General features: G+C 66.5%; 19 protein-coding genes. 7 read left to right on the plus strand and 12 right to left on the minus strand.

The window, feature by feature from the left end:
- Positions 1 to 153: 153 nt before the first annotated feature.
- From ACTHQX_RS18305 to ACTHQX_RS18320, 4 genes are all read left to right on the plus strand, one after another.
- Complete coding sequence (locus ACTHQX_RS18305; RefSeq protein ID WP_440158535.1) at positions 154 to 810, plus strand: GntR family transcriptional regulator; 657 nt, start codon at positions 154 to 156, stop codon at positions 808 to 810.
- Entirely contained in the window at positions 803 to 2,323 is a 1,521-nt protein-coding gene (locus ACTHQX_RS18310; protein ID WP_440158534.1) for an MmgE/PrpD family protein, read from the plus strand. Before ACTHQX_RS18305 ends, ACTHQX_RS18310 begins: the two co-directional genes overlap by 8 nt.
- Positions 2,324 to 3,229, plus strand: a complete 906-nt coding sequence (prpB, locus tag ACTHQX_RS18315; RefSeq protein WP_440158533.1) for a methylisocitrate lyase — start codon at positions 2,324 to 2,326, stop codon at positions 3,227 to 3,229. It abuts the gene before it with no gap.
- A 71-nt stretch (positions 3,230 to 3,300) separates the two neighbouring features.
- Positions 3,301 to 4,452 carry a bifunctional 2-methylcitrate synthase/citrate synthase gene (locus tag ACTHQX_RS18320; protein ID WP_440158532.1) on the plus strand — a complete coding sequence of 384 codons (1,152 nt, stop codon included), beginning with the start codon at positions 3,301 to 3,303 and terminating at the stop codon, positions 4,450 to 4,452.
- Positions 4,453 to 4,544: 92 nt separating this feature from the next.
- Here ACTHQX_RS18320 and ACTHQX_RS18325 read toward each other — a convergent pair whose 3' ends face one another.
- The 12 genes from ACTHQX_RS18325 to ACTHQX_RS18380 form a co-directional block, all read right to left on the minus strand.
- On the minus strand, positions 4,545 to 6,062 hold the full coding sequence (locus ACTHQX_RS18325; protein WP_440158531.1) for a hypothetical protein: 1,518 nt from the start codon (positions 6,060 to 6,062) through the stop codon (positions 4,545 to 4,547).
- Position 6,063: 1 nt separating this feature from the next.
- Positions 6,064 to 6,648, minus strand: coding sequence for an RNA polymerase sigma factor (locus ACTHQX_RS18330; RefSeq protein WP_440158530.1), 585 nt, complete (start codon positions 6,646 to 6,648; stop codon positions 6,064 to 6,066).
- A 74-nt stretch (positions 6,649 to 6,722) separates the two neighbouring features.
- Entirely contained in the window at positions 6,723 to 7,214 is a 492-nt protein-coding gene (locus tag ACTHQX_RS18335; protein WP_440158529.1) for an 8-oxo-dGTP diphosphatase, read from the minus strand.
- A gap of 54 nt (positions 7,215 to 7,268) precedes the next feature.
- Positions 7,269 to 8,312: a site-specific tyrosine recombinase XerD gene (gene xerD / locus ACTHQX_RS18340; RefSeq protein WP_440158528.1), complete on the minus strand. Its 1,044-nt coding sequence runs from the start codon at positions 8,310 to 8,312 to the stop codon at positions 7,269 to 7,271.
- The gene (locus tag ACTHQX_RS18345) at positions 8,312 to 8,974 is read right to left on the minus strand and encodes an NUDIX domain-containing protein (RefSeq protein WP_440158527.1); all 663 of its coding nucleotides are present in this window, start codon (positions 8,972 to 8,974) and stop codon (positions 8,312 to 8,314) included. Before ACTHQX_RS18345 ends, xerD begins: the two co-directional genes overlap by 1 nt.
- Before the next feature lie 47 nt (positions 8,975 to 9,021).
- Entirely contained in the window at positions 9,022 to 10,779 is a 1,758-nt protein-coding gene (locus ACTHQX_RS18350; protein ID WP_236807939.1) for a CTP synthase, read from the minus strand.
- 108 nt (positions 10,780 to 10,887) lie between these two features.
- Positions 10,888 to 12,627: a DNA repair protein RecN gene (gene recN / locus ACTHQX_RS18355; RefSeq protein WP_440158526.1), complete on the minus strand. Its 1,740-nt coding sequence runs from the start codon at positions 12,625 to 12,627 to the stop codon at positions 10,888 to 10,890.
- 3 nt (positions 12,628 to 12,630) lie between these two features.
- Positions 12,631 to 13,656: an NAD kinase gene (locus ACTHQX_RS18360; RefSeq protein ID WP_236807937.1), complete on the minus strand. Its 1,026-nt coding sequence runs from the start codon at positions 13,654 to 13,656 to the stop codon at positions 12,631 to 12,633.
- Positions 13,657 to 13,669: 13 nt separating this feature from the next.
- Complete coding sequence (locus tag ACTHQX_RS18365) at positions 13,670 to 14,482, minus strand: TlyA family RNA methyltransferase (protein WP_440158525.1); 813 nt, start codon at positions 14,480 to 14,482, stop codon at positions 13,670 to 13,672.
- A gap of 2 nt (positions 14,483 to 14,484) precedes the next feature.
- Positions 14,485 to 14,787 carry a hypothetical protein gene (locus ACTHQX_RS18370; RefSeq protein WP_440158524.1) on the minus strand — a complete coding sequence of 101 codons (303 nt, stop codon included), beginning with the start codon at positions 14,785 to 14,787 and terminating at the stop codon, positions 14,485 to 14,487.
- Between the two features lie 9 nt (positions 14,788 to 14,796).
- Positions 14,797 to 15,789, minus strand: a complete 993-nt coding sequence (locus ACTHQX_RS18375) for an HAD-IIA family hydrolase (RefSeq protein WP_440158523.1) — start codon at positions 15,787 to 15,789, stop codon at positions 14,797 to 14,799.
- A 6-nt stretch (positions 15,790 to 15,795) separates the two neighbouring features.
- Positions 15,796 to 16,869 carry a hypothetical protein gene (locus ACTHQX_RS18380; protein WP_440158522.1) on the minus strand — a complete coding sequence of 358 codons (1,074 nt, stop codon included), beginning with the start codon at positions 16,867 to 16,869 and terminating at the stop codon, positions 15,796 to 15,798.
- Here ACTHQX_RS18380 and ACTHQX_RS18385 point away from each other — a divergent pair.
- The 3 genes from ACTHQX_RS18385 to ACTHQX_RS18395 all read left to right on the plus strand — a co-directional run bounded on the left by ACTHQX_RS18385 (position 16,756) and on the right by ACTHQX_RS18395 (position 22,203).
- Positions 16,756 to 17,757, plus strand: coding sequence for a hypothetical protein (locus tag ACTHQX_RS18385; RefSeq protein WP_440158521.1), 1,002 nt, complete (start codon positions 16,756 to 16,758; stop codon positions 17,755 to 17,757). The genes ACTHQX_RS18380 and ACTHQX_RS18385 overlap by 114 nt on opposite strands.
- 323 nt (positions 17,758 to 18,080) lie before the next feature.
- Positions 18,081 to 19,994 (plus strand): cytochrome c oxidase assembly protein, encoded by a 1,914-nt coding sequence (locus ACTHQX_RS18390; protein WP_440158520.1) that lies wholly within the window; start codon positions 18,081 to 18,083, stop codon positions 19,992 to 19,994.
- Positions 19,995 to 20,181: 187 nt separating this feature from the next.
- On the plus strand, positions 20,182 to 22,203 hold the full coding sequence (locus ACTHQX_RS18395; RefSeq protein WP_440158519.1) for a multicopper oxidase family protein: 2,022 nt from the start codon (positions 20,182 to 20,184) through the stop codon (positions 22,201 to 22,203).
- Positions 22,204 to 22,283 lie beyond the last annotated feature (80 nt).

The following is a 22,283-nucleotide window of genomic DNA, read 5'->3' on the forward strand; positions in this document are numbered from 1 at the left end:
AGCAACGGCATCCTGCCCCGCACTCGAGTCCACCTAGCAACAGGCTTGTGTATACAGAGAATGAGGGGATTCCCTGTTTCGCCTGCTGAGGCTAGGCAAACTCGCGCCCTCTGTATACACTCGGGATAGATTCAAGCGAAGAAAGGAGGCAAGATGCGTGCCAGTGACAGGGCCTATGCCGCGCTGCGCGAAGACATCATCGAATGGCGCCTCCTCCCAGGCACCGTACTCGCCGAAGTCGAACAATCCGAACGCCTCGGCGTCTCACGCACCCCGCTCCGGGAGGCGCTGAGCCGCCTGACGGCGGAAGGGCTGACGACGGCGGGCGGCCGCGGCGTCGTCGTCACCGATATCTCACTGGAGGACATCGACGAGCTGTTCGAACTCCGTGAAACCCTCGAGGGAAAAGCTGCCGCACTGGCAGCCCAGCGCGGGGATGCCGACATCTTCCTCCAGCTCCAGAGCGAGCTGCTGGACGCGCCCGCCCTGCTCAGCTCCCCGGATCCCGCCCGCCACGACTATTACGAGCTTGTCGGCCGCCTGGATGCAGCCATCGATGCTGCCATCGCAAACTCCTACCTGGCGCAGGCCATGCGGAGCCTGCGCGTCCACCTTGTCCGGGTCCGCAGGCTGGCCGCCGACGACCACGCCCGGCTCACAGCCGCAGCAGCTGAACATGCCGCCATCGCCGAAGCCATCGCCGAAGGCAACTCAAGGCTTGCCGAAGCAGCCACCACCGTCCATCTGCACCGCAGTCTTTCCCATGTCAAAGCCGCCCACACATCCGCCCAGAAGGAGTCCCATGGTTAAGGAACACCACGTCCGCGTGTACAAGAGCGAGGAAAACCTCCCCCGCGAGGATCAGCTCGCCCACAAGATCGCCGTGGTCGCCGCCGACCCGGTAGCGGTTACCGCCGACGTCACGGACATGGTCATCAACCGGATCATCGACAACGCCTCCGTCGCCATCGCCTCTCTGAACCGCGCTCCGATCGTTGCGGCCCGGGCCCAGGCGCTCACACACGCCCCGTCCAGCGGCGGTAAAGGGGCCAAGGTCTTCGGCATCGGCGAACGCGTCTCCCCGGAGTGGGCAGCATGGGCCAACGGCGTGGCGGTCCGGGAACTGGACTACCACGACACGTTCCTCGCCGCGGACTACTCGCACCCGGGCGACAACATCCCGCCGATCCTCGCTGTCGCCCAGCACGTGGGCTCCAGCGGCCAGGACCTGATCCGCGGCATCGCCACCGGCTACGAGATCCAGGTGAACCTGGTGAAGGCGATCTGCCTGCACAAGCATAAGATCGACCACGTCGCCCACCTCGGCCCCGCCGCGGCGGCCGGCATCGGCACCCTCCTGGGCCTGGATGTGGAAACCATCTTCCAGTCCGTGGGGCAGGCCCTGCACACCACCACCGCCACGCGGCAGTCCCGCAAGGGCGAGATCTCCACCTGGAAGGCGCACGCCCCGGCCTTCGCAGGGAAAATGGCCGTCGAAGCCGTCGACAGGTCCATGCGCGGACAGACCTCCCCGGTACCGATCTACGAAGGCGAGGACGGCGTGATCGCCTGGATGCTGGACGGCCCGGACGCCTCCTACGAGGTACCCCTGCCCACGCCCGGCGAGGCCAAGCGCGCCATCCTGGACACCTACACCAAGGAACACTCGGCCGAGTACCAGGCGCAGGCGTGGATCGACCTTGCCCGCAAGCTGAACAGGGAACACCCCGAGGCGACCGATCCGGCCAACGTGAAGTCCGTCCTGATCAAGACGAGCCACCACACCCACTACGTGATCGGCTCCGGCGCCAACGATCCCCAGAAGTACAGCCCCACCGCGTCCCGGGAAACCCTGGACCACTCCATCCCGTACATCTTTACTGTCGCGCTGCAGGACGGGGCCTGGCACCACGTCGACTCCTACTCCCCCGACCGCGCCGGCCGCCCGGACACGGTGGAGCTGTGGCAGAAGGTGTCCACGGTGGAGGACCCGGAGTGGACCCGCCGGTACCACTCCCTGGACATCAGCGAAAAGGCCTTTGGCGGTTCGGTCGAAATCACCCTGTCCGACGGCACCGTCATCCGGGACGAGATCGCCGTCGCCGACGCCCACCCGCTGGGCGCCCGGCCCTTCACCCGCGAGCAGTACGTCAATAAGTTCCGCACGCTGGCTGCCGGGCTGGTGACGGAGGATGAAATCGAAAGGTTCCTTGCCGCCGTCGAACGCCTCCCGGAACTGGGGGCAGGCGAGCTGGACCAGCTCAACATCACTGCGGCGCCCGGCGTCATCGATTTCAGCGCCGCGCCCAAGGGGCTGTTCTAAATGCTGTACTCCGCGGCCACCCCCGAACAGAAGCGGTTACGCTTCCGTGAACTGCTGGCTTCCGGAACCATCCAGCAGTTCCCCGGAGCGTTCAACCCGCTATCGGCCCGGCTGATCGAGGAGAAGGGCTTCGCCGGGGTGTACATCTCCGGCGCCGTCCTGGCCAACGACCTCGGCCTGCCCGACATCGGCCTGACCACCCTCACCGAAGTCGCAACAAGAGCCGGCCAGATCGCCAGGATGACCGACCTGCCGGCCATCGTGGATGCTGACACCGGCTTCGGCGAACCCATGAACGTGGCCCGCAGCGTGCAGGAACTGGAAAACGCCGGGCTCGCCGGCTGCCACATCGAGGACCAGTTCAACCCCAAGCGCTGCGGCCACCTCGACGGCAAGAACGTCGTGGACCTGGACACCGCCACCAAGCGGATCCGCGCCGCCGCAGATGCGCGGCGGGACCCGAATTTCCTGATCATGGCCCGCACCGACGTCCGTGCGGTGGAGGGTCTGGACGCGGCGAAGGACCGGGCCAGGGCCCTGGTGGAGGCTGGCGCCGACGCGATTTTCCCCGAAGCCATGGCCACGCTGGAGGAGTTCCGGGCCATCCGCGACGCCGTCGACGTGCCGATCCTGGCCAACATGACCGAGTTCGGCAAGAGCGACCTCTTCACCGTGGACCAGCTGCAGGATGCGGGCGTGAACATGGTGATTTATCCGGTGACCCTGCTCCGTAGTGCCATGGGGGCGGCTGAGCGTACGCTGGACTCAATTAGGGCTGACGGAACGCAGGAAGCGCAGGTAGGGAGCATGCTGACGCGCGCGCGGCTGTACGACCTGGTGGATTACGAGGCCTACAACCGTTTTGACACCGGTGTCTTCAACTTCCGGATCCCCGGGACCGACTGACACCCAAAATCCCCGCAGGACCACCGGCCCCTCCGGCCGGTAATCGGACGCAAGGAACGAAGGAGTTCAGCATGGCTGAAGCAGAGATCAAGAAGGGCCTCGACGGCGTCGTGGTGGACTACACCGCAGTCTCGAAGGTCAATCCCGACACCAACTCATTGCTGTACCGCGGCTATCCCGTCCAGGAGCTCGCCGCCAGGTGCAGCTTCGAAGAGGTCGCTTACCTCCTGTGGAACGGCGAGCTGCCGTCCTCCGGCGAGCTGGCTGACTTCACGGCACGGGAACGCGCCGGACGGAGGCTGGACCCCGTGGTCAAGCAGGTGATTGATGCCCTGCCGACGACGTCGCACCCCATGGATGTCTGCCGTACCGCGGCATCGGTGATGGGCGCCCGCCACAGTCTCGCAGAGGATTCCTCCCGGGAGGCCAACATGGCCAAGGCCCTGGACCTGTTTGCCGCGATGCCGGCCGTGGTGGCGTACGACCAGCGGCGCCGCCACGCGGCGGGACGCCCCGTTGAACCGGTGGAACCGAGGGACGACCTCGGTTACTCGGCCAACTTCCTGTGGATGACCTTCGGCGAGGAGGCCGTCGCCGAGGTGGTGGAGGCCTTCAACGTCTCCATGATTCTTTACGCGGAGCACTCCTTCAACGCCTCCACCTTCGCCGGGCGCGTCATCATGTCCACGCTGTCCGACCTCCATTCGGCGGTGACCGGGGCCATCGGTGCTCTCAAGGGGCCGCTGCACGGCGGGGCGAACGAGGCCGTGATGCACACCTTCGACGAGATCGGCATCCGGCCCGAGGAATCCCTCGAGGAAGCCGCCGAGCGCGCCAAGGCATGGATGGAAAACGCCCTGGCCCAGAAAAAGAAGGTCATGGGCTTCGGGCACCGGGTCTACAAGCACGGCGACTCCCGCGTGCCCACCATGAAGGCCGCACTCGACAAGATGATCGCGCACTACGGCCGGCCCGAACTGCTGGGCCTGTACAACGGGCTCGAATCGGCCATGGACGAGGCCAAGGGCATCAAACCGAACCTCGACTACCCGGCCGGCCCCACGTACCACCTCATGGGCTTCGACACGAACATGTTCACGCCGCTGTTCGTGGCCAGCCGGATCACGGGCTGGACCGCCCACTTCATGGAGCAGTTGAACGCGAACTCGCTCATCCGCCCGCTGAGCGCGTACAACGGTCCGGATGAACGGCACGTGCCGTAGCCCCTCACCCGTAAACGCGTACGACGCCGGGCCGGTCACCTTTTGCGGTGGCCGGCCCGGCGTCGTTTGTTGCTGGGTCCGTTTTGGGCGGGTCAGGACGAGATCTGCAGGCTTTGGATCATGGCCTTCAGCTTCCTGTACTCCGGTGTCTCCATGTAGGCTCTGGCCTCAGCAATGCTGGCAAATGTTGGCTCGGCGGCCTCCTGTACGGCCCGGTCCGCGAAGGACAGCATGCCCCGCGGAGCACCTGTGACCACTGTGTACATCAGGCAGCTGTCCTGCGTTCCTCCGCTTGAGTTGTCCACCAGCCCCATCTGGTAGCTGAGACCCTTGCCAGTCGAGGTCTTGTCCATGACGCGGTACGAGAACCGGACTCCCCGCTGGACGGCCCAGCCTGCGGTAAGGGATGACGAGTCAGTATCAAGTTCGGTGATCTTGTAAGTCCCGGCGTTGCAGGCGCCGCCGAGGCCGCCGGCAGCAGAGTGCTGGAAGTTTGCCACGGTCTTGCCGGCTTCGTCGGAAACCGCGATTCCCGACCCCGGGTACTCAGGCGTTCCGACTGGGAGGTCCTTCGCCGTCCAGCCCTCGGGGAGAACGAAGCTGGCCTGCCCGTCCTCGCTGACGAAGCGCTTGCTTGTTGTCGCCGTTTTGGCCGGCTGCAGCGCCAGGGAGATCAGCATGCGCTTGAGGTCCCGGTACTCCTGCGTTCCCATGTATGCCTTGGCCTCGGCCACCGAGTCGAACGCGAGCGGGGCGTCCTTTCCGTCCGCCGTGAGCCAAAGAGTGTCGCCAAATTGCGCGAACGGGACGTTGTCCGGGCCGAGGATGCCGTTGTACAAACCGCAGGTTGTGGTCTGCTGAGCCAAGTCTCCGTCAGTCAGGGCGAGGGACCCGTAGACCTTGTCTCCCTGGATTACGCGGAAGACAAAGGCGGACGGGCCTCGGGGGTGTTCCCTGAGCTTGGCCGCTTTCTGCTGAATGTCGACAACCACCGAGTCGAGCGTCTGGAACGGCTTCGGGACCGGGCACACCGGACCACCCGTGGCTTCATAGACGAGGCGAAGTGTGGCCACGGTCTTGCCGGCGGCGTTCTTCACTTCAACGATGTTGTACGAGCCACCAGCGATGGTCGCCGGCGTTTGAGCCACGGTCCACCCCAGCGGGTGCTCGAAGGTGGCCTGGCCGGTGGCGTCCGTGAAGGTGGTCCACGAAACTGCGGCTGCAGGAGGGGGCGGCGCCGGCGTTGCTGTCGCCGTCCGTGTCGCGGAGGGCGTAGCCGTCACCGTTGGCGTTACCGGCTCCGCCGATGTGGAGGCGGAGGCGGAGGGCAGAACTGTGCCCGCCGGGGCGGGGGCCGATGTCAGCGATCCGAGGTTCGTCGCCACCAGAACACCGACGGTCACCGCTGCCGCGGCCAAAGTGAGCACACCGGCGACTCGGGCCCGCCGCCGTTTCCGGTCGCCGAACTGCAGTACGTTCGCCGGCAGGCTGTCCGTGAATATCGGGGCATCGGTGGTCACCCGGCGCAGGACCTCATCGGCGTCGGGAGTACCGGCAGGATCGTTGCGGAGCGGGTCTGACCCGGAAATCATGTTCTTGATCGGATCCATCTCATGCCCCCATCTTCTGTGTGACGGATTTCTGTCCGCCCGGGTTCTGACTGCCGGGGTTCTGACTGCCGGGGCTCTGTCTTCCCGAGCTCTGTATTCCCGACTCCGCGGGCACCGGCATTTGCTTGCGGAACGCCGCCCTGGCTCGGTGCAGGCGCACTTTGGCAGCAGTTTCGCTGCACTCCAGAACGCCGGCGATCTCCGCCATGGTCAGCTCGTCCCAATAGGCCAACTGCAGGATGTCGCGCTCACTGTCGCGCAGGGCGGCCATGGCGTCGTGGACCACCAGATCCTCGGAGTCGGTCCCGGAACGGAGCTCGGCGGATGCCCGGAGTTTTGCCTGCAGGGCCACCTGCCTGTCACGGCTCCGGTATGCATTTCCGACAAGGTTCCGCGCCACGGTCAGCAGCCACGCGATGTCCGCGCGTGGCTGGTCCTGCCATTTTTGCCATACGACGCGGAACACGTCGGCGGCAAGCTCTTCAGCGAGCTCGGGCGATTCCACCCGCCGCCGCACATATCTGTATATCCGCGGATAGCTGTCCCTGTGAACGGCGATGAACGCCCGTTCGCGCTCCGAATCCACGTATCCCCCAAACGTAAAAAGTAGTGTCCTGACTTGGCAGGCTAACCGTATAGTTTCCGCCAGGGCACGGGCGGTTACACGGCCCGGAAAGAATATTCGGCGGACGCCACGGTCTCGTTGTCCCCGTTCAGGGTGATGACAGCATCGACGACGCTCCCGGCCAGAGCCAGGGGCAGCCAGTGCTCAGCATCCTGCCACATGCGCTCCAGCGGAAGGGAGGACACCAGGAACCACTCCGGAATGATCTCTGAGCTCTCGACGGGCTCACCGGCCCACCGGCGGGTGGTGAACAGGCTCGTGGACATGTTCCAGTCAGGGCGGGCGGGAAAAATGAACTCCACTGTGCCCGCGTCCAACAGGTCCTCCTCGAGGACAACGACGCCGGATTCCTCCAGCACCTCGCGGCACGCCGCCTGGGCATCGGTCTCGCCGGCCTCCACGTGGCCGCCGAGTCCAACAATTTTGCCGCTTCCGAAGCCGGTCCGCTTCAGGCCAAGGAGCACCTCAAGCCCGGCCTCCGCGCGTTCCCGTAGCAGGAAGCAGAGGGTTACGGGCACGGAAGTCATGCAGACCAGCCTAGCGGTGCCGGCGCTATACGCGCGTTGACGCAGGAGCCGGGATTACCCCAGGGCCCGGGGGTGCGCTGCGGCATAGACTTCCCGCAGCGTGTCGGCGGTGACCAGGGTATATACCTGTGTGGTGGTCACCGAGGCATGGCCAAGCAGCTCCTGGACCACGCGGACATCCGCTCCGCCTTCGAGCAGGTGGGTGGCGAAGGAGTGCCGCAGCGTGTGCGGGGAGACATCCTTGGTGACCTGGGCCTTGTCCGCCGCGGCTTTCAAAATGGTCCAGGCGCTTTGCCGGCTGATGCGCCCGCCCCTCGCGTTGAGGAATAGCGCCGGGGTGCCCTTGCCCTTCCCCGCGAGCAGTGGGCGGCCCCGGACCAGGTAGGCGTCGAGGGCGCGGGCCGCGAATGAACCCAGCGGGACCAGGCGTTCCTTGGAGCCCTTTCCGAACAGCCGCACGATGGCCGGGCCGGATTCGGCGGCCTGCACCGAGAGGTCGTCGACGTCCAGGCCCACGGCTTCGCTGATCCGGGCTCCGGTGGAGTAGAGGAATTCGAGCAGCGCCCGGTCGCGGAGACCGGTGGCGGTGTCTGTGCCGGCGGCTTCCAGGATCCGCGTGACCTCGTCCACGGTGATGGCCTTGGGGAGCCGCTTGCCTGGCATCGGCGGGTGCACATCGCTGGCGGGGTCCGCCGTCGTCGTTCCTTCCAGCGCCCAAAAGCGGTGCAGTCCCCGAACGGCCACCACGGTCCGCGCCGCGGACCGCACTCCCAGCGGGGTACCGCCGTCGGCTCCGTCAGAGAGGGCCTGGGCGAAGCCCGTCACGTGGTGGCGGGTAATGTCAGCCGGGCTGCTGAGGCCCTGCCCGGCGAGGTAGGTCGAGTACCGGGCGAGGTCGCGGCGGTAGGCGGACAGAGTGTTTGCCGCCAGGCCCCGTTCGACGCCCATGTGCTGCAGGTAGTCGGTCACGCCGCGGTCAATGGCGGTGCGCGGCCGTGGTGGCGGTGCGGCTTCCGCGCCGTCTGCCAGACCAGGGTCTACCAGCGCAGAGTCCGCCGTGGCGGATGAATTCTCCGGTGCAGCCGTGTCCGCGGACATCAGCGCTGGCTGGGGTGGGCCGGCCAGGGGGCGTCGCCCGGCCGTAGCCCGCGGAAGCCGTCCGCTTTCGCGGCCGCGGCCGCGAGGATTCCGACGACGGCGGACGGGTTGTGCAGGCGTCCCTCCAGCACTGCGGCCACGGCATCCTCCAGCGGGATCCAGTGCAGCTCGATTTCCGCTTCCTCGTCCGTGCGGACGTGGAGTTCATGATGCGGGACCTCGGTGAGGCCGCGGGCCAGGTAGATGCGGATCGCCTCGCTGGAGGATCCGGGCGAATTGTAAAAGTCGACCAGGACGTTCCAGTCACTGGCGATCAGATCGGCTTCCTCGGCGAGCTCCCGTGCCGCGCCCACTACGAAGTCCTCCCCCTCGACGTCGAGCAGGCCAGCGGGAATTTCCCACAGGTCCATGCCCACCGGGTGGCGGTACTGCTTGATCAGCAGCACCTCGCCGTCGGCGTTCATGGGGAGCACAGCGACGGCACCGGGGTGCTCGATGTAGTCGCGGACCAAGGGGTCGCCCTCGGCGGTGAGCTTGAAGCTGTCGCTGACAACGTCCCAGATCCGGCCGTTGTAGACCCGCTCCCGGGAGAGCAGACGGCGCGGGCTCGGCGCATCCGAAACCTGCCGGTCAGCAGGGGTGTCTTCAGAATTACCGGGCATCGCGCCGTCCTTACTCTATGGGTGCTGTGAAATTACTCTGCCGGGATCTACTCTGCGGCGGCTTCGCCGGAGCCCGCCGCGGCGGGTTCGAAACCGCTCCCGGCGTTGCCGCTCTGGTGGTCCAGGGCCGCCTTCACCAGGCCGGCAAAGAGCGGGTGCGGCCTGGTGGGCCGCGAGCTCAGTTCCGGGTGCGCCTGGGTGGCCACGTAGTAGGGGTGAACCTCGCGGGGCAGTTCCACGTATTCCACCAGCTTGCCGTCCGGTGACGTGCCGGAGAACACCAGGCCCTCGGCAGCAATCTGCTCGCGGTACTTGTTGTTCACCTCGTACCGGTGGCGGTGGCGTTCGCTGACGGTGGTCTTGCCGTAGGTCTCGGCGATGACCGAACCCTCGTCCAGCTTGGCCTCGTAGAGGCCAAGGCGCATGGTGCCGCCGAGGTCGCCGCGGCCCTCGACGAATTCCAGCTGCTCTTCCATCGTGGCGATGACCGGGTACTTGGAGTCCGGCTCGAACTCACTGGAGGAGGCGCCCTCCAGGCCTACGACGTTGCGGGCGTACTCGATGACCATGCACTGCAGGCCAAGGCAGAGACCCAGTACGGGCAGTCGTGATTCGCGTGCAAACTTCAGCGCGCCCAGCTTGCCTTCCAGGCCGCGGATGCCGAAGCCGCCGGGAACGCAGATGGCGTCAACGCCTTCGAGGGAACGCACTGCGCCCTCGTGGGTTTCGCATTCGTCGGACGGCACCCAGCGAATCTTGACCTTGGCGTCGTTGGCGAAGCCGCCGGCGCGCAGGGCCTCCGTGACGGAGAGGTAAGCGTCCGGGAGGTCGATGTACTTGCCCACCAGGGCAACCTCGACCTCGTGCTTGGGGTTGTGGACAGCTTCGAGGAGCTTGTCCCAGCTGGTCCAGTCCACGTCCTTGAACGGCAGGTCCAGCGCCCGGACGATGTACGAGTCCAGGCCCTGGGTGTGGAGGGTCTTGGGGATGTCGTAGATGCTGGGGGCGTCGGCGGCGTTGACCACTGCGTCGATGTCGACGTCGCACATGCGGCCGATCTTCTCGCGCATGGCATCGGGAACTTCGCGGTCCGAGCGGATCACGATGGCTTCCGGCTGGATGCCGATGGAGCGGAGGGCGGCCACGGAGTGCTGCGTGGGCTTGGTCTTCAGTTCCTGCGAAGGACCGATGTACGGGACCAGGGACACGTGGAGGAAGAAGACGTTGGTCCGGCCGATGTCCTGGCGGACCTGGCGGGCGGACTCGAGGAAGGGCTGCGACTCGATGTCGCCGACCGTGCCGCCGATCTCCGTGATGATGACGTCCGGTGCGTTCTTGCCCTCGGCGGGAAGCCGCATCCGGCGCTTGATCTCATCGGTGATGTGCGGGATGACCTGGACGGTGTCCCCGAGGTACTCGCCGCGGCGTTCCTTGGCGATGACGGTGGAGTAGACCTGGCCGGTGGTCACGTTGGCCGAGCCCTCGAGGTTTTCGTCGAGGAAGCGCTCGTAGTGTCCGATGTCGAGGTCGGTTTCAGCACCGTCGTCTGTGACGAAAACCTCGCCGTGCTGGAAGGGGTTCATCGTGCCCGGATCCACATTCAGATAGGGATCGAGCTTCTGCATAGTTACAGACAAGCCGCGTGCCCGCAGCAGGTGGCCGAGGCTTGATGCCGTCAGTCCTTTGCCTAGCGAGGACGCCACACCGCCGGTGACGAAGATGTGTTTGGTCGTCTTGGACGAGCCCGGGAACCGGGAATTTACACGGGAATTTGATCGCTGCACCACGGAATTCGAGCCTATCATCAATTGAGCCTTCCACGGATCGGGTATGCGTCCCCAAAGGCTTCAGTTTTCCCTGTCCGCGCGCTCCCGGCAAGGGGTTGGCACGCGGCTGCAGGGCCTTCACCGGGCTCAGGCCTGCTGGGGCAGGAGCTTGGCGTCGTCCAGAAGCTCCTGGGCGTGGGCCTGGGCGGTTTCGGAGTCTTCCTGGCCTGCCAGCATCCGGGCCAGTTCCCGAACGCGTTCGGCCTCGTCCAGGAGCTGGACGTCGCTGGAGGTGAAGCCCTTGGCCGTGGAGCCGTCGGAGCCGCGGACAGAGGTTTTGGTCACACGGATGTGCTGGTCGGCGAACGCGGCGACCTGGGGCAGGTGCGTTACCACCAGGACCTGGACGTGGCGCGCCAGCATGGCCAGCCGCCGGCCGATCTCGACGGCGGCACGCCCGCCCACCCCGGCGTCGACCTCGTCGAACACGAACGTTGGCACGGGGTCCACGGCCGCCAGCACCACTTCGATGGCCAGCATGACCCTGGAAAGCTCACCGCCTGACGCGCCCTTGCCCAGCGGCCGGGCCGGTGCGCCGGAATGCGGCTGCAGCAGGAAGGAGATCTCGTCCGCACCGTAAGGTCCCAGCTGGGCGGCGGCCTCGATGGTGATCACCAGCGTGGCGTCTGCCATGGCGAGGGCCTTCAGCTCAGCGCTGACCCTGGCGGAAAGGTCCTTGGCCGCTTTGGCGCGGACCTTGCTGATGGCCGCGGCCTGTTTCTTCAGCTCGGCCGCGGCCCTGGCCACCTCGGCTTCCAGGTTTTCGATCCGGGTGGAGTCGCCCTGCAGTTCGTCAAAGCGGGCCCGGGCGGTCTCCGCCCATTCGAGGACCTCGTCGATGCTTGGCGCGTACTTCCGGACCAGCTTGGCCAGGGACGCCCGGCGCTCTTCGATTTCGGCCAGGCGCTCCGGGCCCTCCGAGTCGAGTCCGGCCTGGTAGCTGGCCAGCTCGGTGGCGATGTCGTTGAGCAGGAATCCCACCTCGGCGAGGCGGGCGGCGGCAGATCCGAGTTCCTCATCGTGTTCGGCCACGTGTTCCAGGGTCCGCTTGGCCGCATCGACGAGCGACGTGGCGTCGCCGGACTCGCCAAAGTCCTCGGCAATGAGGGCCTGGTGCGCGGTGGTGGCGGCGATCCGGAGTTCCTCGACGTTGGCCAGCTTCACGGCCTCGGCCTTCAGGGCCTCGTCCTCCCCCGGCTGCGGGTCCACGGCGTCGATCTCCGCCAGCGCGGCTTCCAGGGACTCGGCCTCCCGGAGCCGCTCGCGCTCCGCACTCCGGAGTGAGTCCAGCTCTGCCTGGCTGGATTTCCAGGAGGCGTAGAGGTCCTGGAATCCGCCGAGCGCCGCCGCCAGCCCGTCCCCCGCGAACTTGTCGAGGGCTTCGCGCTGTGCGGCGGCGCCCTTGAGCCGGATCTGGTCAGTCTGCCCGTGCACCACCACGAGGGATTCGCCGATTTCGGCCAGCACGCCCACCGGGGCGGCCCGCCCGCCGAGGAAGGCCCTGCTGCGTCCGTCGGCACCCAGGCGGCGTGACAGCAGCAGTTCCGCGCCGCCGTCGAACTCCTCAATCTCAGCACCGGCGTCCCTGGCGCGTTCCAGGGCGAGGTGCCCGGAAGCCAACTGCACCACGGCCTCGGCAGAGGCGCTCTTGGCACCGCTGCGCACGGCGCCGGCGTCCGAGCGGGCGCCCAGCAGCAGCCCGACGGCGGTGACCACCATGGTCTTGCCGGCACCGGTCTCGCCGGTGACCACGCTGAGCCCGGGGCCCAGCGGCAGCGTGGCGTCGGTGATGACGCCGAGATCGCGGATTCTCAGTTCTTCAAGCATGGTTCACTCTTCAGTCGGAGGATCGGATTCTGGACCGGGTTCGGACGGCCGAAGGCCCGAGGGCGGCGCCATGGTCCGGGGCGTGCGGACAAGCGGCACCGGACCGGTATGGATCTCCTCGGACTGCGGTACAGGGCCGCGCCAGCCATGGATGGGAAGCTGGAACTTGCGGACCAGCCGGGCAGAGAACGGGGTCTGGTGCGTGCGGGCCAGGCGGACAGGGGTGGCTGACCTGGTGACCTCGACGCGGGCGCCGGGTGGCAGGTCCACAGATCGCCTGCCGTCACACCAGAGCACGCCTAGGGCATCGGTCCGGTTGAGGACTTCCACGGCCAGCCGGGACCGGGGCGAGACCACCAGCGGCTTGGCGAAGAGGGCGTGCGCGCTGATGGGCACAATCAGGAGGGCTTCCACTTCGGGCCATACAACAGGGCCGCCGGCGGAGAAGGCGTACGCGGTGGACCCTGTTGGGGTGGCCAGCACCACGCCGTCGCAGCCGAAGGAGGTCAGCGGGCGCTCGTCCACCTCCGTGACCAGTTCGAGCATCCGCTCCCGGTCGCCCTTTTCGATCGCAGCCTCGTTCAGCGCCCAGGTGTGCCAGATCTTCTGGCCGCGGACCCAGACCTGGACGTCGATGGTCATGCGCTCCTCCACCGTGTACTCACGGCTGGCGATCCACTCGACTGTCTGGGCGAGGTCCGCGCGCTCGCTCTCGGCGAGGAAACCGACATGGCCGAGGTTAACGCCCAGCAGCGGTACATCGAATTCGCGGACCAGCTCAGCCGCCCGCAGGATGGTTCCGTCCCCGCCCAGCACCATGACCAGTTCGACGTCCGGAAGCTGGATATGGTCGTCGAGGATCTCGACCGGCTGGTCCATGGCGCCGAAGAAGCCCTCCATGTCGCCCAGTTCGGACTTCTGCATGACGGGGATGATGCCGAAGGCGTGGAGCTGGGCGCACGCTTCCCAGGCCGCCTTTAGGGATTCCTCGCGGCCGGTATGGGCAAGTACCAGTACACGCCTGCTCATCGGGTTCCGCTCTCTAGTGGTTCGGCCAGATCTTTCCCAGCAACGCAGCGACAGCTGCGTCCCGCTCTTCGATCTTAGGCAAGTCTTCGGACATTCTTTGCGTTATCCACAGGAAGTATTCGACATTTCCGTCCTGGCCGGGCAACGGGCTGATGGCCAGCCCCCGCAGTTCCAAACCGGCGTCGAGCGCCGCCCCCGCCACTTTACCGACAGCCAGCCGCCGTTCGCGCTCCGAGGTGACCACTCCCGTACGGCCAAGCCGTTCCTTGCCGATCTCGAACTGCGGCTTGACCATGAGGACCAGGTCGCCGCCCGGGGCGGTGCAGGTTGCCAGCGGGGCCAGCACCAGGGTCAGGGAGATGAAGGACAGGTCGGCAACCGTGATCTCGGCCGGGCCGCCGATCTGTCCCGCGTCCATGTAGCGGACGTTCAAACCTTCGTGCACGCTCACGCGCGGATCGCTGCGGAGCTGCGGCACCAGCTGGCCGTGCCCGACGTCGACAGCCACCACGTGCGCGGCTCCCCGCCGCAGCAGGACGTCGGTGAAGCCGCCCGTGGAGGCTCCGGCGTCAAGGCACCGTTTGCCGCCGACGGCGACCTCGGGGAAAGCGTCGAGCGCGCCGGCCAGTTTGTGGCCGGCCCTGCTGACGTAGGCGTCCGCTGCGTCTTCCGCAACGCACAGTTCACGGTCGTCGCCCACCTGCAGCGACGCTTTGGCGAGGACGTCGCCGTCGGAGGACACCTTGCCTTCGGCGATGAGCCGGGCGGCGTGCGTACGGGACCGCGCCAGTCCCCTGCTGACGAGCAGTTGGTCGAGTCTGGGCATGATCAGGCGGCACCCGCACGACGCTGCGGCTTTTCACGCGGCACGTCATGCTGCGGCTCTTGATTCAGGGCTTCCAGCAGGGCGTCGTGCATGTCTGCATAGGCAACCGGGTGCTCCGAAACCGGGAGGCCGGGGACCTCGCGGACCCGGTCCAGGATGGCCAGCACCGCGGGGTCGGCCACGCCGGCACCAGCGGGGCTGCCGGGCTGGGGCAGCTCCGGCCAGGCGGTGTCCGGCACAGCGGTGCCATGAACTGCGGTGTCATGAACTGCGCCGTCCGACGCGTTGTTGTTCAACTCGGGCATGGCACCAGTTTATTGATCCAGCCACTGGAGTTCGGCAGCCGTGGGGCTGTCGGCGTCGGGCCGGGCCGCCCACCACGCGGCACATGCCGCGCGCCACGAGTCAAGGTTGTCCTTGTGCCCGGTGATGCGAATGGCGTCTCCGTCCACGGTTGCCGTGGCGTTCCCGCAACGGAACGTCCCGCCGTCGTTATCAATTTCCGGATACGCCTCGTAGAGGCCGGCGAGGTCCCGGATGATGTAGCGGGGCCGCTCGTCGGTCCGGGCGGCCAGGATGGTTTCCAGTGTGTCGACGCCGGTCAGCACGGCCACCGTGGCGAAGCCTGCCCGGTTGCCGCCCAGGATGTCGGTGTCCAGCCGGTCGCCGACCACAAGCGGCCGGTCCGACGACAGCCGCTTGGCCGCGGCGTGAAACAGCGGAGCCTCCGGCTTGCCGGCGACGAGCGGCCGCCGGCCGGTTGCCGCGGCCACGGCAGCCACCAGGGTTCCGTTGCCGGGAGCCATCCCGCGGGCCTGCGGGATGGACATGTCGGTGTTCGTGGCCACCCAGAGTACGTCCGCATCGGCCAGGACGAATGCTGCCTCAGCGAGGTCCTTCCAGCCGATCGCAGGGTTGAAGCCCTGCACCACGGCCACGGGATTGTCCTGCGCGCCGTGGACCGGCTTCAGGCCAACGAGCTCAACCTCGTGGGCCAGCGCCGGGCTTCCGGTAATGAGCACGGCAGCGCCCGGGGGCAACAGCGACGCCAGCAGGTCGGCCCCGGCCTGGGACGAGCTCACCACCTGCTGGTCCTCGGCGGGGGCGCCAAGCTCGCGCAGGTGGGCGGCCACCTGCGCCGGGGTGCGGGAGGCGTTGTTGGTGACGTATCCCAGGCCGACGCCGATTCCGGCCAGCCGCTGCAGCGACTCCACCGCTCCCGGGATGGCGTGGGCGCCGGCGTAGACCACACCGTCCAGGTCGGACAGCAGCGCGTCGAACCGCGAGATCAGCTGGGCATCACTCATGCCGGGCTAGTCCTCCGAGCCGTCGTGGCGGCGGTCGTCATCCTGCTGTTCGGTGTGCCCGGATTCTGCGGCTTCAGCATCGCCGGCTTCCTCGTCAGGCTCGGCAGAATCCTCGTCAGGCTCGGCGGAATCCTCGTCGGATTCGGCATCGTCGGATTCGAAGTAATCCGCTTCGGCGTCGTCCAGGTTTCCTTCTGCCGCGTCCGCTGAGGGACGCTGGGCGGCAGCGTCCTCCTCCGCGCTGATCGCGGGGGCCGCCTGGCTGTCGGAAGACTCGGTTCCCTCCTGCGCCGCCGCGCCTGCGGCATGTGCAATCCGCTTCCGGCGTTCGGCTTCTTCCCGGGCTTCCTCTTCCTCGTCCCAGCCAAGGTCGATGATGTCGGGTTCCTCCGCCATGCCCTGGCCGAGGGCTTCCTCGGCAACGACGGCCTGCCGCTGCCACTTTCCGGCCTCGGTTTCGCGGCCAACGGCTGTCAGGGCATCGGCGTAGGCGCGGAAGAGGCGCGGGCTGTAGGAAAAGGCGCGGTTGATGTCCAGCTGCGGAATCTCCAGCTCTGCCACGGCGGCGTCCAGTTGGCCAAGGTCGCCGCGGGCGCCGGAGGCGACAATTGCCAGTTCCACCTTGCCAGGCGCGTCGAGGTCCTGGGCCTCTTCGGAACGGACGACGTCCAAGGCGCGGTCGGGCCGGCCCAGGCCACGTTCGCAGTCCGCCATGACGGGCAGGTGGACGTTGGAACCGCTGATCCGCCGGTAGGTGCGGAACTCGCGCAGGGCCTCGCCGTAGTGTCCGGCGGCATAGGCCGTCAGGCCCACCGCCTCGCGGACGGCGGCAAGGCGTCCCCCGCGGCGGCTGGCTGCGAGGGCATGCTGGAAGGCCAGTTCGGGCTCGTCGTCGATGAGCCGTCCGGCCATCACCAGGTGGCGGGCCACCCACTCCGCGCTGTTGGCCTCCAGAGTCTTGATCTGGTGCTGCGTGGCGCGGTCAAGTTCCTTGCCCGTGACGTCCTCATCGATTTCGGGCGAACGCTCACGGTCCGGGCGGTTCGCGCTGCGAAGGTCGCGGGCGTTGGGTACGCGCACGGGGCGGTCCTCAGCCCTGTCGCGGCCGAACTGGCGGGGGCCGGAGTCGCCGCGGTCGAAGCTACGGGGGGCGCGGTCCTCGCGGGGTGCACGGTCCTGGCGGTCGCCGAACGGGCGGCGGTTTTCTCCGCCGCCGAAGCTGCGGCGGTCGCCGTCGCCCTCACGGCGCGGACGGTCACCGAACGGCTTGCGGTCACGGTCACCGAACGGCTTACGCTCCCCGCCACCGAAGCTGCGGCGGTCGCCGTCGCCCTCACGGCGCGGACGGTCAGAGAATGGCTTACGCTCCCCGCCACCAAAGCTGCGGCGGTCACCCTCGCCCTCACGGCGCGGACGGTCACCAAAGCTGCGGCGATCGCCGTCGCCCTCACGACGCGGACGATCACCAAACGGCTTGCGGTCACGATCACCAAAAGGCTTACGCTCCCCACCACCAAACCCGCGGCGGTCCCCCTCGCCCCCGCCTTCACGACGCTCGCCACCGCCAAAGCTGCGGCGGTCCCCCTCGCCTTCACGGCGCGGACGATCACCAAACGGTTTACGGTCACGATCACCAAACGGCTTACGCTCCCCGCCACCGAAACCGCGGCGGTCACCCTCGCCCTCACGGCGCGGACGATCAGAGAACGGCTTACGCTCCCCGCCACCAAAGCTGCGGCGGTCACCCTCGCCCTCGCGGCGTGGGCGATCACCAAACGGCTTACGCTCAGGGTCACCGCTGGAACCGCGGCCTTCACGGGCGCGGAAGCCCCGGGGATCCCCGCCGGAATTGTTGGTCCCCCTAAACGGGCCCCCCTGCCGTCCCCGGTTGCTTCCCGAGTCCCCCCGGTCATTTCCGCCGCGGTAACCGCCGCCCTTGTGCTCAGCCATGGTGGATTCCTCCTGTAGTGAGCTGACCACTGGCGCGATGTGCAGCCGCTCTTGTCCGTGTTTGGTTGTCCTGCGCGACCCGTGGTGAAGCATCCGGTGTCCGCATATCTCTAGCAATTCTAGGTGAGAGCCGGTGCCAGCCACTAACGGCGAGGGCCTTCCACGGGCAGGCGTGTGCATCCTCACAGAGTATGTGCCGACGAAAGGCCTGCCCGCCGAGGACTGCCGGGCCGCTGCGGCCATTCGCGTTTTCGCACGTCCGGCTGAACGCGCCAGCCCACAGGGAAAATCCAAGGAGGCGTGGCAAGACTGGCCCTCACAGCATCCGCCAAGGGGGAACCATGAAGAAATCACGGACGAAGCCGGTGGCCGCTGCTGCCATGATCCTGGCATGCGGGCTATTGGCTCTGTTTATTGCCTACTCGACCCAGGCAGGCAAAGAAGCAGCGCTCCTGGACCGGACCGGCGCAGCGGTCATCTGGGGGCTCCCCGTTGCCAAACTTATTTTCAATGTCGCCGCCGCCGGTACTGTCGGGCCACTCGCTTTGGCGCTGTTTGCCCTGCCCCCAAAGGGAAGAGCGTTCTCGAAGGCACTGGCCCTTGCCGGTGTTTCTGCTGTGCTCTGGACAGCAGCCGCAGCCGCCATCAGCGTTCTCACCTTTCACTCGTTGGCTAACCTGCCATTGTTTTCGGAAGGTTCCGGGGCGATATTTGTCAGTTTCCTGACGGACGTTGATGCTGGCCGCAGAGGCGCGCTAACAGTCCTGATCACGGCAACCGTGGCGCTCCTGTGTTTTGGCATCCAAGGACAGCGGGCTGTTGCCGTCACGGCTGTGCTGGCATCCACGGGGCTGGTACCACTGGCTCTGAACTCCCATGCTGCGGGCGGCGCGAACCATGCCGACAGCACGGTTTCGGTGGTCATGCACATGGCCGCCGCAGCCATCTGGATCGGCGGTCTGGCAACCCTCGTCCTGCTACGCCAGACGCTGGGAACTGACTTGCTGGCTGCGGTCCGGCGTTACTCGACGTTGGCGCTGCTGTCCTTCCTTGCCCTGGCACTCTCGGGTGTAGCGGCTGGGCTAACAGGCATCGGAACAGTTCAGGGGCTGGCTTCACAGTACGGCCTGATTCTCTTGGCCAAGACCGCCGTTCTGGGACTTCTGGGCCTGTTCGGGGCGCTGCACCGAAGGTGGATCCTCACGAAGCTGGAATCGAGCCCGGGCAAGGCACGGACCGCTTTCGCAACCCTGGCTGTGGCCGAGCTCGCCGTCATGGCAGCCGGATCGGGACTCGCTGCCGCCCTGGCACGCACTCCGCCGCCAACGGTCTCACAGGCCGCACCGGCCCAGGTATCCCTGCGCGTTCCGGGTGTTGTGGATATGTTCAGCAGCTGGAAGCCCGACGCCCTTTGGATCTTCCTCTGCGCCGTCGCAGTGTTCCTGTATGCGGCCGGAGTACGGCGCATACGGAACCGTGGCGGGCACTGGCCTGCCTACCGAGCCGGCCTTTGGTTCACCGGAGTCGCGTTGCTGTTCCTGGTCACCAACGGAGGACTCCGCGTTTACCAGGAGTATCTGATCAGCGCGCACGTCGTGACCCAGATGTTTCTTATCGCGGTCGTTCCTCTCCTGCTGGTTCCCGGCGCCCCGCTGACGTTGGCCCGGCTCGCCGTTGCGGCCAGGCAGGACGGAACAATAGGCGGTGCCGAGGCTCTTACCACGACGCTGCGTCCGGTTCTGAGTGCCGCGTCTGCGCCCTACTTCGCAGCCGCCGGCCTGGCGGCCGTAATGGCGGTCCTGTACTACACGCCTTTACTGGACTATTCGTCACGCACCCAGTTCGGGTATCAGGGCATGGCCCTGCTGGCATTGTTTTCCGGCTCCCTCTTCACGGCTTCCCTGGCCCCCCGCGCCGCTGACGGTCCAGCGCCGTCACTGGCTTCCAGGCTGCTGACGATAGGTGCCGTGGCCGCGCTCTACACGGTGCACGGCTGGGCCCTTGCCCAACAGGCAGACCAGCTTCCCGATTCCCGCCGGCAGGAATGGGTGGTCACCGCGGGCCAGCCATGGGACCAGCCTGTTCTGGCGCTCGTGGAGCCTGCGGGCATGGCCATGTGGATCATCGCTGCCGGCACGCTACTTGTAGCGGCCGCGGCTGTGCTGTTCCAGGCTCGCCGACACCGCGACGCGGAAGCTCGGAACCGTTCCGCTTCTGAGCGCGCCCACGACCTTGTGATGTCCTCAGAATCCTGATCGGCCCCTGTCCCCAACCGTGTTCCCCTGGGTGGCTTCCACCCAAAGAAGGCCACTGCCACCCCTCACAGCCTCAAGGTTTCCGCAGGGTAGGTATTACATCCTTCAACTAAATCAATTGGACTTTCTAACGACCTCGGAGGTAGTCGTGTCAGTTACACGCCGTCAGGCACTGCAAATAGGTGGAGTGGGAATCATCGGCGCGTTTGGCCTGGCCGTCCCGCTGACGTCGGTTAACGCCAAGTCAGCAAGCCAGCTGGCATCCCGCAACATGCCGAAGCCATACCAAAGGGCACTTCCCATTCCTTACGTGCTTAAGCCCAAGAGCACCGTGGTGGACCCGGACGGCCAGAAGAGGCACCTGTACCAGATCCAACAGAAGGCAGCTTTCGCCAACATCGTGCCTGGCCTCAGCACACCTATCCTCGGCTACAACGGAACATTTCCGGGCCCGACCATCAAGGTGAACCAGGGCGAACGCATCACCCTGGAAATGGACAACGTGCTGCCGCTGTTTCATCCGCAGTGGGGGTACCGGCTGGATACCTCTACCCACCTGCACGGGTCGGCGTCGCTGCCGCAGTTCGACGGCTACGCCAACGACCTCACGGGCCGGGACTACTGCAAGGATTACGAGTACCCGAACTTCCAGCCGGCACGGACCCTGTGGTACCACGACCACGCGGTACACAATACGGGCCAGAGCGTCTACTCCGGGCTGGCCGCCCAGTATCACCTGCACGACGAGGTGGAAGGCAACATTCTTCCGCAGGGCAAGTTCGATGTACCGCTGACCGTTTCTGACGCGATGTTCGCCGCCAACGGCTCCCTGGGTTACAACGACAACACGCACTCCGGGCTGTGGGGCGACGTCATTCTTGTCAACGGTGCGCCCTGGCCGGTGATGAAGGTCCAGCGGAGGATCTATCGCTTCCGTATCCTCAATGCGTCCATTGCGCGCTCCTACCGCTTCTCCCTGAGTACGGGGGACCCCATGACCATCGTTGCAACAGATGGAGGCCTGATGCCTGCCGCACAGAGCGTGACGTCCTGGCGGCACGGCGGCGCTGAGCGCTACGAGGTTCTCATCGACTTTTCGAAGTATCCCGTCGGCAAGCGGGTGGAACTGCGCAACCTGTCCAACAAGAACAATGTTGATTACGACTTCACCAACAGGATCATGGCTTTCGATGTGACGGACGAACCTGTCGACACATCCGGACCCGGCGCCAGGGTGCTGCCGACGCTCCTCGCCCCGAGCACCACCATGAGCCTCAAAGCCGCAGAGTCCGTCAAAACCCGGCGCATGCGGGTGAAACGGGACAACGACGTCTGGACAATCGGGGGCATGACCTGGGACGAAGTGGTCCAGAGCGGCTACAAGAAGGTCCTCGCTGATCCGGAATTGAACGATGTGGAAATCTGGGAGATAGAGAACAGCTCGGGTGGCTGGTTCCATCCTGTCCACATCCACCTGGTGGACTTCCAGATCCTGAGCCGCAACGGACAGGCTCCGATGGCCCACGAACGCGGACCCAAGGACGTGGTCTACGTGGGCGAGGGTGAGACGGTTCGGCTGCTCATGAAATTCGAACATCACCGTGGGCGCTACATGATCCACTGCCACAACCTGCCTCACGAGGACCATGACATGATGGCCCAGTTCAGCGTTGGCCTCGACACGAACGACGTAGACCCCAATCATCCTGTCGAAGCGGTCCGGCCGCATCCGATCGGCCAGACTGCACCCGCACAAGGCACGGCAGAGGCACAGGACACGGCAGAGACACCGGAAACCAGCACCCAGCCGACGGAGGTGGCTGCGCCAGTAACCACCGCCCCGGCTGCGCCGCCGGTGGCATCGCAGCCGGCGCCCGCCCCCGCCCCTGTCCCTGTCCCTGTCCCGGCTGCGGTACCTGCGGGACAGAAGGACGTGGTGACCATCACCTCCTCCCGGCACCGCCTGAGCAAGGACATGACCTTCAGCGGAACTTCCAAGTACGCCGGATCGACGGCGGCAACTTCGGCTACCGTGGTGCTGTACGACGTGACGCCGGGCCGCGCCTCCACACGTTTGGCTACGGTGAAGGCCAACTCGCTTGGAGCCTGGACGTTCACGGCCAAGCCCGGATCAAGCAAGCAGGTCACAGCCGTCAAGGCCGAATCGAGCCTCGGCGGGGCAGCGACCGCGAGTGTAAGGACCAGCTAACGCTTAAATGCGGGAGAGCCCCGACCAGGGTGTCTGGTTGGGGCTCTCGACCGTTTTAATGGTTGTCCGGCGGTGACCTA

Source organism: Arthrobacter sp. SAFR-023 (genome assembly GCF_051965295.1).
GTDB lineage: Bacteria > Actinomycetota > Actinomycetes > Actinomycetales > Micrococcaceae > Arthrobacter.